This is a genomic window from uncultured Tateyamaria sp., from assembly GCF_947503465.1.
Lineage (GTDB): Bacteria > Pseudomonadota > Alphaproteobacteria > Rhodobacterales > Rhodobacteraceae > Tateyamaria.
On the sequence record NZ_CANNDN010000001.1, the window covers coordinates 2,451,269 to 2,463,032 of the forward strand.

General features: G+C 59.0%; 10 protein-coding genes. 5 read left to right on the forward strand and 5 right to left on the reverse strand.

Going from position 1 to position 11,764, the window contains the following annotated elements; all coding sequences use genetic code 11:
• The first annotated feature begins 105 nt into the window (after positions 1-105).
• Positions 106-765 carry a peptide-methionine (S)-S-oxide reductase MsrA gene (gene msrA / locus Q0844_RS12220; RefSeq protein WP_299045090.1) on the forward strand — a complete coding sequence of 220 codons (660 nt, stop codon included), beginning with the start codon at positions 106-108 and terminating at the stop codon, positions 763-765.
• On the opposite strand, the gene Q0844_RS12225 is transcribed toward msrA, so the two are convergent.
• Positions 762-1,637, reverse strand: a complete 876-nt coding sequence (locus Q0844_RS12225; protein ID WP_299045091.1) for a ribokinase — start codon at positions 1,635-1,637, stop codon at positions 762-764. The two genes, msrA and Q0844_RS12225, sit on opposite strands and share 4 nt — an antisense overlap.
• Positions 1,637-3,892, reverse strand: a complete 2,256-nt coding sequence (locus Q0844_RS12230; protein ID WP_299045092.1) for an NADP-dependent malic enzyme — start codon at positions 3,890-3,892, stop codon at positions 1,637-1,639. The genes Q0844_RS12225 and Q0844_RS12230 overlap by 1 nt, the downstream gene beginning before the upstream one ends.
• A 122-nt stretch (positions 3,893-4,014) precedes the next feature.
• Here Q0844_RS12230 and mutS point away from each other — a divergent pair, with 122 nt between their 5' ends.
• The gene (mutS, locus tag Q0844_RS12235; protein WP_299045093.1) at positions 4,015-6,645 is read left to right on the forward strand and encodes a DNA mismatch repair protein MutS; all 2,631 of its coding nucleotides are present in this window, start codon (positions 4,015-4,017) and stop codon (positions 6,643-6,645) included.
• 35 nt (positions 6,646-6,680) lie between these two features.
• Here mutS and Q0844_RS12240 read toward each other — a convergent pair whose 3' ends face one another.
• Positions 6,681-7,244: a nucleotide exchange factor GrpE gene (locus tag Q0844_RS12240; protein ID WP_299045095.1), complete on the reverse strand. Its 564-nt coding sequence runs from the start codon at positions 7,242-7,244 to the stop codon at positions 6,681-6,683.
• Positions 7,245-7,247: 3 nt separating this feature from the next.
• A complete protein-coding gene (gene hrcA / locus Q0844_RS12245) occupies positions 7,248-8,318 on the reverse strand; it encodes a heat-inducible transcriptional repressor HrcA (protein WP_299045097.1) in 1,071 nt (356 codons plus the stop codon).
• 99 nt (positions 8,319-8,417) lie between these two features.
• Between hrcA and rph the strand changes: the two genes are divergently transcribed.
• The 3 genes from rph to hemW are packed head-to-tail and all read left to right on the forward strand — an operon-like array spanning position 8,418 to position 10,877.
• The gene (gene rph, locus Q0844_RS12250; RefSeq protein ID WP_299045099.1) at positions 8,418-9,131 is read left to right on the forward strand and encodes a ribonuclease PH; all 714 of its coding nucleotides are present in this window, start codon (positions 8,418-8,420) and stop codon (positions 9,129-9,131) included.
• The gene (gene rdgB / locus Q0844_RS12255; RefSeq protein WP_299045101.1) at positions 9,128-9,739 is read left to right on the forward strand and encodes an RdgB/HAM1 family non-canonical purine NTP pyrophosphatase; all 612 of its coding nucleotides are present in this window, start codon (positions 9,128-9,130) and stop codon (positions 9,737-9,739) included. Before rph ends, rdgB begins: the two co-directional genes overlap by 4 nt.
• Complete coding sequence (gene hemW / locus Q0844_RS12260; protein WP_299045103.1) at positions 9,732-10,877, forward strand: radical SAM family heme chaperone HemW; 1,146 nt, start codon at positions 9,732-9,734, stop codon at positions 10,875-10,877. Before rdgB ends, hemW begins: the two co-directional genes overlap by 8 nt.
• On the opposite strand, the gene Q0844_RS12265 is transcribed toward hemW, so the two are convergent.
• Positions 10,874-11,764, reverse strand: coding sequence for a ParB/RepB/Spo0J family partition protein (locus Q0844_RS12265; RefSeq protein WP_299045105.1), 891 nt, complete (start codon positions 11,762-11,764; stop codon positions 10,874-10,876). The two genes, hemW and Q0844_RS12265, sit on opposite strands and share 4 nt — an antisense overlap.

The following is an 11,764-nucleotide window of genomic DNA, read 5'->3' on the forward strand; positions in this document are numbered from 1 at the left end:
CGTTTGACAGGATGGTAAATCATCTCACGCTTGCGCGACCTCTCTGTCCTGTGAGTTGAGCCTTCCGCGGCTTTGGGTAGTTTCAGACCAAAGAGGAGACATGCCATGACATCGCTTCGCACTTTGAAAACCATATCGCTGGGCCTGATGATCGCTCTCGGGTTGTTGGCGCAATCGAAAACCAGCCACGCGCAGCAACTGGAAACCATCACCGTGGCCGGTGGGTGTTTTTGGTGTGTGGAGGCTGATTTTGAAAAAGTTTCCGGTGTGACCGAGGCCGTGTCCGGTTTTGCCGGAGGATCCGTTGCCAACCCGACCTACAAGCAGGTCGTGAGTGGCCGCACCGGCCATTACGAAGCGGTTCAAATCACCTATGACCCGTCCAAAGTGTCTGCGGAAACGCTGTATGACCTGTTTTTCCGGTCCGTCGATCCGACCGATGCGGGTGGACAATTCTGTGACCGCGGTGACAGCTATCGCACCGCCATTTTTGCTTCCCCCGATCAAAAGGCCGCCGCTGAGGCGGCAAAAGCCGAAGCGCAGGCAGACCTGGGGCAGACCATCGTGACGCCCATCCTGGACGCAGCCGAATTCTACCCCGCAGACGGTTATCATCAGGATTACTATAAACAGTCGGGCCTGATCCTGACGCGGTTTGGGCCCAAGTCCAAGGCCAACGCGTACAAGGCATATCGGGAAGCCTGCGGGCGCGATGCGCGGGTCAAACAACTATGGGGTGATGCCGCGCCCTTTGCCGGAAGCTAGCCGAACCTTGCATCCTCGATCTCTTTGAGGTCGGGGATTACGTCGGCTGTACCAAGACGCGTCACCATCAATGCGCCCGCTTGCGTCGCCAGATCCAGCGCCTGACGCATGGGCATGCCCCGATCCAGACCCGCGACAAGAAAGCCGGTGAACGTGTCGCCCGCGCCCGTGGTGTCCACCGGCGTGACAGCAAGTGCTGGCACATGAACTTCGTTGCCGGAGGGACCAAGCCAAAGACACCCATCTGCGCCAAGCGTCACGACGACATCCGCAATGCCCAATGCGTGCACGGGACTGCCCAGCGCCTCTTCCAACTGCCCGGCCTCGACCTGGTTCAAAACCAGAAGGTCAATGAAGGGCAGTATGTCGCGCACGGCCTCGGCTTCGAAAGGGGCCGCTGCATAGACAACTTTCAGGCCCAGCTGTTTGGCCATCTCTGCGCCGACGCGCTGGCCGTTGGTTTCATTTTGGATAAGAAACGTATCGCCCGGCGACGCTTCGGCCAATGCAACGCCGATCATCTGTTCCGAAATTGCAGTATTAGAGCCTGAGTACAACACAATTTGGTTCTCGCCATCATCAGCAACCGCGATGTTTGCATGGCCGGTTGCATGATCCGGAAGTTCGGCAATCCGACGCGTGTCCACCCCGTACTCCATCAACCTCTCAGCAGTCCATTTTCCGTCACGCCCAATCGCGCCGATATGCGCGATACGCGCACCCGCGCGGGCGACCGCAACAGACATATTGGCGCCCTTGCCACCCAAACCCTGACTGAACTCTGTAGCGCCCAGCGTCTCTCCGGGTGCTGGCAGGTGTGGAACGCGATACACATTGTCGATGTTGATCGAGCCGAGATTCCAGACCGCCATCAGCCCACCTTGCAGGCCGCCAGAACAGCCATGTTGAGGATGTCATTGGCCGTCGACACCGCCGAACAGATCTGGATCGATCCGCCAATCCCGGCAAGGATGGGTCCGATCACCGTGGCGCCCCCCATTTCCTGCATCAGTTTCACCGAAATGCTGGCTGAATGGCGGGCCGGAACCACAAGGATATTAGCGGGGCCCGTAAGCCGCGAAAAGGGATAGGCCGCCTGCGCCTGCGCATTCAGCGCGACATCCACCGTCATCTCGCCTTCATATTCGAAATCTACGCCCCGTGCATCCAGCACGGCAGGCGCGCGGTGCATCTTTTCCGCACGTTCGGACACGGGGTAGCCGAAGGTCGAAAAGCTCACAAAGGCCACGCGCGGTTCCAATCCCATATTGCGGGCAACGGTCGCGCCCTGCTCTGCAATATCGGCCAGATCGTTTTCATCGGGCCATTCATGCACCAGCGTGTCGGCGATAAAGACGATGCGCCCCTTGTGCACAAGCGCGGTAATACCAGCGGCCTTGCTGGACGCATCTGCATCAAAGACATGGTTGATCCGGTCGAGAATGTGCGCGGACTTGCGCGTGGCACCTGTCACAATCCCGTCGCCGTGCCCATGCGCCAACATCAGGGCAGAAAACACGTGGCGGTCCCGCGCGGCAAGCCGGTGAATATCCTGCCGATCAAATCCGCGTCTCTGCAAGCGGTCATAAAGGTGCGACTTGTAGGCATCCAGATGCGTGGTGTTGGCCGCATTCACGATTTCAAGTTCGCGCACGGCATCGCCAAGGCCCGCGGTCTCGAGCTTGGCCTTCACATCTTCCTGACGCCCGACGACCAGCGATTTCCCAAACCCGTTGCGCTGGTACATGACTGCGGCGCGCAGCACGCGCGGATCGTCCCCTTCGGCAAAAATCATACGGGCCTGTGCAGCGCGGGCCCGGGCATTGATCCCTGTCAGGATGCTGGCCGTCGGATCCATGCGGGATTTCAAGCTCAACTCGTACGCATCCATGTCGATAATGGGCCGGCGGGCGGCACCAGTATCCATTCCGGCCCGGGCAACCGCTGGCGGGATGCGGTGAATCAGGCGCGGATCAAACGGTGTCGGAATGATATAGTCGCGACCAAAGGACAGCGATTTGCCATAGGCCAGCGCAACCTCGTCCGGCACATCCTCGCGGGCGAGGGCCGCCAGCGCGTGGGCGCAGGCAATCTTCATCTCGTCATTGATGGCGCGTGCATTGATGTCCAAAGCGCCGCGGAACAAGTAGGGGAAACCAAGCACGTTGTTCACCTGGTTCGGATAGTCGCTGCGGCCCGTGGCCACGATGGCATCCATCCGGACCTCGTGCGCTTCTTCGGGTGTAATCTCTGGATCAGGGTTCGCCATGGCAAAAATGACCGGGTTGTCCGCCATGGTTTCTACCATTGCAGGCGTGACCGCGCCTTTGACGGACACGCCCAGAAACACGTCCGCGCCTTTCATCGCTTCTTCAAGACTGCGCAACTCGGTCTTGACCGCATGCGCCGATTTCCACTGGTTCATCCCTTCGGTGCGCCCCTGGTAAATCACGCCCTTGGTGTCGCACACGATGCAGTTGTCGTGCCGCGCGCCCATGGATTTCAGCAACTCGATACAGGCAATGCCAGCGGCCCCTGCCCCGTTCAGGACAATCTTCACATCCTCGATCTTTTTCCCCGAAATGTGCAACGCGTTGATCAACCCAGCGGCACAGATCACGGCGGTGCCATGCTGGTCATCGTGGAAGACGGGGATGTCCATCTCTTCCTTCAGGCGCTGTTCGATGATGAAGCATTCGGGTGCCTTGATGTCCTCTAGATTGATGCCGCCAAAGGTGGGGCCCATCAATCTGACGGCCTGACAGAAGGCATCCGGGTCTTCCGTGTCCAGCTCAATGTCGATGGAATTTACATCGGCAAAGCGTTTGAACAGGACCGACTTACCCTCCATCACCGGTTTCGAGCCCAACGCACCAAGGTTGCCCAAACCCAGCACAGCCGTGCCATTCGAAATCACTGCCACAAGGTTACCCTTGTTGGTATAGTCATAGGCCGTTTCCGGATTCTCCGCGATCGCTTCGCACGGCACCGCAACGCCCGGGGAATAGGCAAGGCTCAGGTCCCGCTGCGTCGTCATGGGCACTGTCGGCTGAATTTCGAACTTGCCCGGCGTGGGTTCCATGTGGAACGCCAGCGCTTCTTCCGGCGTGACCTTTGTCTTGCTCATATGCGGTTGTCCTCCCGTGACACCATCGCGTCTTAGCCCAGTGCACAGTATGCCTCAATCGACTTTGGCTTTTCCTCCGCTCGCGCCGTTTGTAAGGTCGCGCGACCGAAGCGGGGGAAATCATGTCTGTTACGCCCATGATGGCGCAGTATCTCGAAATCAAAGAGGCGCATCCCTGCGCGCTGTTGTTCTATCGCATGGGCGATTTTTACGAGATGTTCTTTGACGACGCCGTCGCAGCGGCTGAGGCGTTGGACATTGCCCTGACCAAGCGCGGCAAACATGACGGTGCCGACATTCCGATGTGTGGTGTCCCTGTGCATTCCGCCGAAGGCTACTTGCTGACCTTGATCCGCAAAGGGTTCCGCGTGGCCGTTTGCGAGCAGATGGAAAGCCCGGCAGAGGCCAAAAAACGCGGCTCGAAATCGGTGGTGAAGCGTGGTGTGGTCCGTCTGGTCACCCCGGGCACGTTGACCGAGGATACGCTGCTTGAAGCGCGGCGGCACAACTTCCTTGCGTCATTTGCCGATGTGCGCGGTGCCGGCGCGCTGGCATGGGTGGACATCTCGACAGGCGCGTTTTCGGTGATGGCGCTTGATTTGGCCCAGTTAGGGCCTGAATTGGCGCGCCTTGCGCCCTCGGAACTGATTGTCACCGACGCCAAAGAGGGTGAATTACGTCCCCTTGTCGAAGACTTCGGCATCTCCATCTCGTCCTTGGGTGGGGCCGCATTTGACAGCAGCGCAGGGGCCGCACGTGTGGGTGCGCTTTTTAATGTACAGACCCTGGATGCATTCGGGACATTCAGCCGTGCAGAGGTTGGCGCCATGGGCGCATTGGTTGAGTATCTGGAAATCACCCAGAAGGGAAAACTGCCTCTGCTGCGTCCGCCCCGGCAAGATGTACAGGCACGCACTGTTCAGATTGACGCCGCTACGCGACGTAACCTTGAATTGACGTCAGCCCTGTCCGGGGGACGTAACGGCTCGCTTTTGTCGGTCATTGACCAGACTGTCACCGCGGCGGGTGCGCGGCTTCTTGAACGGCGTCTGTCTTCGCCGTCGCGCGTCTTGGAGACGATTTCGTACCGATTGGACGCAGTTCAGTACAATACAGACAATCAGAATTTCACACAATCTGCGCGCGATGCACTTAGGCGCGTGCCGGACATGGATAGGGCGCTGTCGCGGCTATCGCTGGATCGTGGTGGCCCGCGCGACCTTGCCGCCATCCGCAACGGGTTGAGCCAGGCCCAGACGCTGTTTGATGCGCAACCGCAGGATTTGCCAAACTTGCTGGTCCACGTGTTCAAGGACCTGCAAGGCCATTCCAGTCTGATCGCGCGATTGGAGGATGATCTGGTCGCTGATCCGCCACTTCTTGCAAGGGACGGTGGATTCATTGCGACAGGCTGCGACCCTGAACTGGATGAGGCGCGCCAACTGCGAGACGAAGGTCGGTCGGTCATTGCGCAGATGCAACAGAACTATGCGCAAGCCGCCAGCGTGCCGTCATTGAAGATCAAGCACAACAATGTCCTGGGCTATTTCATCGAAGTGACCGCGACGCACGCAGACAAGATGATGTCCCCACCGTTGAACGAAACCTTTATCCACCGACAGACCACGGCCAACCAGGTGCGGTTCACGACGGTCGAACTATCGGACCTGGAAACCCGTATTCTGAATGCAGGTGGACGAGCGCTTGAGATTGAAAAGCGTCTCTATGAAGGACTGAAGGCCCTAGTTCTTGAAAATGCAGCACGCATCAGTCAGACCGCAAACGCTCTGGCCGAGATTGATCTGACCACTGGTCTCGCAACACTTGCGCTGTCCCAAGGGTGGAGCAAGCCGGTCCTTGATACATCACGCGCGTTCAATATCGAAGGTGGACGACACCCCGTGGTCGAACACGCCTTGTCCCAACACGGTGGCGCACCTTTCATCGCAAATGACTGTGCCCTGAACGCCGAAGACGGGGCAGCTGTCTGGTTGCTGACTGGGCCGAACATGTCGGGCAAGTCGACCTTCCTACGCCAGAACGCGTTGATCGCCATTCTGGCGCAAATGGGCAGCTTTGTTCCGGCCCGATCTGCACGTATCGGTCTGGTCAGCCAGATTTTCAGCCGTGTTGGCGCGTCAGATGATCTGGCCCGGGGGCGGTCAACATTCATGGTCGAGATGGTTGAAACAGCGGCGATCCTGAACCAGGCGGACGACCGCGCCCTGGTGATCCTGGACGAAATCGGGCGTGGCACAGCCACCTATGATGGCTTGTCCATTGCATGGGCAACGCTTGAACACTTGCATGACGTGAACAAGTCGCGCGCCCTGTTCGCGACGCATTACCACGAATTGACAGCGCTTGCAGGCAAGTTGGACGGGGTCGAAAACGCGACCGTGTCGGTCAAGGAGTGGGATGGAGACGTCATTTTCCTGCACGAGGTAAAACGCGGTGCTGCGGACCGGTCATATGGAGTGCAAGTTGCGCAGCTGGCAGGACTGCCACCAGCGGTGATTGCGCGGGCCAGGGTTGTTTTGGACGCACTTGAATCCGGAGAACGCCAAGGCGGCGCCACGCAAAAGACGTTGATTGACGACCTTCCCCTGTTCTCAGCGACGCCGCCCCCGCAGCCTGTCAAAACGAAAGACTCGCCCGTGTTAGAGATGGTGGACGCAATTCATCCTGACGAACTGACGCCACGCGAGGCGCTGGACCTGATCTACAAACTGAAAGACGCGGCCAAATCCTGACCGCGCCTTCATCGTTCGAAAAATATGCGAATGCCCTAACTGGCGGGCATCGATGACACGCCGACCTGCGCGGGACGCAGCAAACGGTCGTGCAACATGAACCCTTCGGCAGACACCTGAATGATCTCGCCCGCCTTGGTGCCCGGTACGGGCGCTTCAAACATGGCTTGGTGAAGTTGGGGATCAAAGGCGTCGCCAACTTCGGGCGAGATCCGTTCGATTCCGTGTTTCTTGAATACATTGAGCAGCTCGCGCATCGTCAATTCGACACCTTCAAGCAAGGCGCCGGACACTTCACGCTGTTCATCGGTCGCGGATTCGAGTGCGCGCTTCATGTTGTCGTAGACAGGCAGCATGTCACGCGCCAGCTTGGATCCGCCATAATTCTCGGCCTCGCGACGGTCCTTCTCGGACCGCTTGCGCGCATTCTCCGCATCCGCGAGCGCGCGCATGAAGCGGTCTTTCAATTCGTCGCGCTCAGCACGCAACTGATCGATTTCAAGCGCTTCATCATCAATCTCTGCCATTTCATCGGCATAGACTTCTTCCTCGGCCATATCGATATCGTCGAGGAATTCGTCGTTCTTCGGCTCAGCCATGTGTCACCTTTCATTGCGGTCCGTCAGCATCCGCCCGACCAGCTGGGCTGTGTAATCCACAATCGGAACGATCCGGCCATAATTCAGCCGCGTGGGCCCAATGACCCCGACCGCTCCGATAATCTTTCGATCCGCGTTCATATATGGGGAAACCACCAAAGAGGAACCCGAAAGTGAGAAAAGTTTGTTCTCGGAACCAATAAAAATGCGCACACCGTCACCGTCCTGGGTCAGGTCCAAAAATTCGGCAATGTCACGCTTGCGTTCAAGGTCATCAAACAGGGATCGGATGCGATCCAGGTCTTCGGCTTCCGTCGATTCGCCCAGCAGGTTGGAGCGACCGCGCACGATCAGGCGCTCTGGTGTATCGCCCTCCCCCTCCCACGACGCGAGGCCGCTTTCGACCAAGGCCCGTGACAGGGCGTCAATTTCCTGACGCCGCGCCGAAATTTCCCGCTGCATGATGGTTTTCACCTCACTCAGCGTGTGCCCTTCGATCATTGCATTCAGAAAATTTGCGGCCTCGCGCATCGAAGAGGGAGTCTGCCCCGGCGGTGGCTGGAACAGGCGGTTTTCAACATGCCCATCGGCAAAGACCAGAACAACAAGTGCCTGCTCCGGACCGAGCGGCACAAAATCCAGATGCTTGATCGCCGCCTCGTGTTTCGGCGTCAGAACCAGCGATGCGCCCTGTGTCACACCCGACAGGGCCGAGCCGACGCGATCCAGTATCCCGGCAACATCCCTTTCGTTGGACCCCAGCGTCGCGTCGATCTTCTCGCGGTCGGAATCGTCGGGAACGCCCACTTCCAACAGGCCATCCACGAACATGCGCAGGCCCATTTGGGTTGGGATACGGCCGGCACTGACATGCGGGCTGTTTAGCAGACCCATGAATTCAAGGTCCTGCATCACGTTGCGGATGGTGGCGGCGCTGACCTTTTCGCTAAAGTCGCGCGTCAGGGTGCGTGACCCTACCGGATCGCCCGAATTCAGATACCCTTCGACCACGCGGCGAAACACCTCGCGCGAGCGGTCGTTCATCTCGTCCAGCAGTTTCTGTGTGTCGGTCATTGTTGATAATAAAAGGGCGCGGAAATCAAAGGTCAATCGGGGTTGCCAGTGGGTGTGGCACAGGGCTATCCCCACCGCATACACCAAAAAGGAAGTCACATGCGCCCCTCTGGTCGAGAACTGAACCAAATGCGGTCCGTTTCCATCGAAACCGGCTTTACCAAACATGCCGAGGGGTCCGCCCTGATCAAAATCGGTGACACGCATGTTTTGTGCACGGCCACCATCGAAGATCGGGTACCCCCGTTCATCAAGGGCTCGGGCCTGGGCTGGGTCACGGCCGAATACGGGATGCTGCCCCGCGCGACCAACACGCGCATGCGGCGCGAAGCGGCATCGGGCAAGCAAGGTGGGCGCACGGTAGAAATTCAGCGCCTGATTGGTCGCTCCTTGCGGGCGGGGGTTGATCGCGTCGCCTTGGGCGAACGCCAGATCACCGTGGACTGTGACGTTCTGCAGGCCGATGGCGGCACGCGCTGCGCGTCGATCACGGGCGGTTGGGTGGCGCTGCGTCTGGCCGTGAACAAGCTGATGCAAGCCGGTGATGTCGTAACCGATCCGCTTGTGTCCCCCGTTGCCGCGATCAGTTGCGGCATCTATGCGGGTCAGCCCGTGCTGGACCTGGACTATCCCGAAGACAGCGAAGCAGGTGTAGACGGCAATTTTATCATGACCGGCGACAAACAACTGATCGAAGTCCAGATGAGCGCCGAGGGTGCCACATTCAGCCGCGATCAAATGAACGCCTTGATGGACCTTGCAGACAAGGGCGTTTCCGAACTTGTCGAAGCGCAATTGGCGGCATCTGCATGACACGCAAGTTCGACGGCGACCGTATCCTTGTCGCGACGCACAACGCGGGCAAGTTGGAAGAGATGGAGCAATTGTTCCAGCCCTTTGGCGTCACCGTTGTCGGCGCGGCAGAGTTGAAGTTGCCCGAGCCGGAAGAAACCGAAACCACCTTTGTCGGGAATGCGCGGATCAAGGCGCACGCGGCTGCAACAGCAACTGGCATGCCGGCCCTGGCCGACGATTCCGGGATCGAGGTGGATGGCCTGGGCGGTGAACCCGGTGTCTACACCGCGGACTGGGCCGAAACCCCGAACGGCCGCGATTTCATGATGGCGATGACCCGCACCCACACGGAGCTTGTCAAACGGGAGGCAGTGCAGCCCTGGACCGCGCGATTTTGTTCGACCCTGGTCCTGGCCTGGCCCGACGGTCATGACGAAGTGTTCGCGGGCACGGTGGAAGGCACGCTTGTTTGGCCTGTGCGCGGGCAGCTGGGCCATGGGTATGATCCAATGTTCCAACCGATCGGGCGTGAACACACCTTTGCAGAAATGTCGGCCGACGACAAAAATGCGATCAGCCACCGTGCAGACAGCTTCAAGAAACTGATCGCTGGCTGTTTTGGCTGAGGACTGGGAAGCAGGCGGCTTCGGGCTGTATGTCCACTGGCCGTTTTGCGCTGCCAAATGTCCGTATTGTGATTTCAACAGCCACGTCTCTCAAAGCGTTGACCACGACGCGTGGTGCGCCGCACTGGTGGCCGAGGTTGAGCGCGTTGGCGCGTTGACCAAGGGTCGTGTTCTGCGCTCGGTCTTCTTTGGCGGCGGAACACCCAGCCTTATGGCCCCTGCGACGACAGGCGCAATACTGGACGCCGTTGCCCGCACATGGCCCATCGCAAATGATATGGAGGTGACGCTGGAAGCGAACCCCACTTCCGTCGAAGCGCGCAAATTCGCGGCGTTCAAGACCGCCGGGATAAACCGCGTTTCCATGGGTATACAGGCGCTGAACGATCCAGACCTTAGATCCCTGGGTCGCTTGCACACTGCAGCCGAAGGTTTAGCCGCGTTCGAAGTCGCCCGGTCCGTGTTTGACCGTGTCAGCTTTGATTTGATGTATGGGCGACAAGATCAGTCTTTGATCCAATGGGAAAGCGAGCTGCATCAGGCGCTTGAGCGTGATCTGGATCACGTGTCCCTGTACCAACTGACGATCGAGCCGGGCACTGCATTCGGTGACAGGTACAGTCGTGGAAAAATGCGCGGGCTTCCCGATGATGACCTTTCGGCAGACATGTATACGCTGACCCAGGATATCTGTGCGGCCCACAACATGCCGCGATACGAAGTGTCCAACCACGCGAAAGACGGCGCAGAGTCGCGGCACAATCTGATCTACTGGCGGTACGGGGACTATGCCGGTATTGGCCCCGGAGCACATGGGCGATTGACCCTGGATGGCACACGGGTCGCAACAGAGCAGTGGCGCATGCCCGCCGCTTGGCTTTCCGGTGACAGCCGCGAAACAACCGAAACCCTGTCGTCAAATGATCAGGCTGTCGAGTTTCTACTGATGGGCCTGCGCCTTGCCGAGGGCGTGGACCTGAACCGGTACGCGGCGCTTGCCGGGCAGCCGTTGGACAAGCGCCGTTTGAACGAACTGGCGGAAATGAATCTGATTACCCATCAGGAAGGTCAATTATCTGTTACAAATCAAGGATTTAGCTTGTTGAATGCAATCTTGCGCGTTCTGCTCGATCCCTAGCTGGCGCTAAGGCGGCGACACAGATCGTCCAGCTGATCCAATGTTTCGTATTGCAATGTCAGCGTCCCCGCCTCGCCATCCGGCTTGTGGGAAAGTGTCACCTTTACCCCGGTTGCTGCAGACAGATCATCTTCCAATGCCCGCGTATCGGCGTCTTTTTGCGCCGCGCTGCGTTTTTCCGAACCTGTAAAGATGTTTTTTCCAACGTCACCCGACGACTTCTTGACCAATGCTTCGGTCGCGCGCACAGACAGGTTTCCCGCGATCACTTTCTTTGCAAGCGCCAGAGGATCGTCGGCGGTGATAAGCGCTCGGGCATGTCCAGCGCTCAACGATCCATCAATAACAAACCCCTGCACACTTTCGGGCAGGTGCAGCAGGCGCAGCAGGTTGGCGATGTGGCTACGCGATTTGCCCAGCGCTTCGGCCATCTTCTCCTGCGTGTGGCCGAAGCGGTCCATCAACTGCTTATAGCCGGCCGCCTCTTCCATCGGGTTCAGATCGGCGCGCTGGATGTTTTCGATGATCGCGACTTCCAACACTTCGGCGTCGGAAAAGTCGCGGACCAGGACAGGCAGGTCGTGCAGTTGCGCCTGCTGCGCGGCGCGCCACCGACGTTCACCCGCCACAATCTCGTAGTCATCACCAATGGGCCGCACGATCAACGGCTGGAGGACACCCTTTTCCTTGATCGACGCCACCAGGTCCTCAAGCGGTCCGGCCTCGAATTGGCGGCGCGGCTGGTTCGGGTTCGGCTTGATCTTTTCAATCGGTATGCGCTGTTCTCCGGCCCCCGGTGTCGTCGTCGTCGCAACAGGCTCCGCGACATCTGCCATGAGGGCAGACAATCCTCGGCCCAATCCCCGCTTCTTTTCGTTGCTCGCCAT

What these genes read in the sequence shown, in the direction of transcription:
- msrA (WP_299045090.1), top strand. Translation starts at nt 106, where the DNA reads ATGACATCGCTTCGCACTTTGAAAACCATATCGCTGGGCCTGATGATC.
- Q0844_RS12225 (WP_299045091.1), bottom strand. Translation starts at nt 1,637, where the DNA reads ATGGCGGTCTGGAATCTCGGCTCGATCAACATCGACAATGTGTATCGC.
- Q0844_RS12230 (WP_299045092.1), bottom strand. Translation starts at nt 3,892, where the DNA reads ATGAGCAAGACAAAGGTCACGCCGGAAGAAGCGCTGGCGTTCCACATG.
- mutS (WP_299045093.1), top strand. Translation starts at nt 4,015, where the DNA reads ATGTCTGTTACGCCCATGATGGCGCAGTATCTCGAAATCAAAGAGGCG.
- Q0844_RS12240 (WP_299045095.1), bottom strand. Translation starts at nt 7,244, where the DNA reads ATGGCTGAGCCGAAGAACGACGAATTCCTCGACGATATCGATATGGCC.
- hrcA (WP_299045097.1), bottom strand. Translation starts at nt 8,318, where the DNA reads ATGACCGACACACAGAAACTGCTGGACGAGATGAACGACCGCTCGCGC.
- rph (WP_299045099.1), top strand. Translation starts at nt 8,418, where the DNA reads ATGCGCCCCTCTGGTCGAGAACTGAACCAAATGCGGTCCGTTTCCATC.
- rdgB (WP_299045101.1), top strand. Translation starts at nt 9,128, where the DNA reads ATGACACGCAAGTTCGACGGCGACCGTATCCTTGTCGCGACGCACAAC.
- Q0844_RS12265 (WP_299045105.1), bottom strand. Translation starts at nt 11,764, where the DNA reads ATGGCGAGCAACGAAAAGAAGCGGGGATTGGGCCGAGGATTGTCTGCC.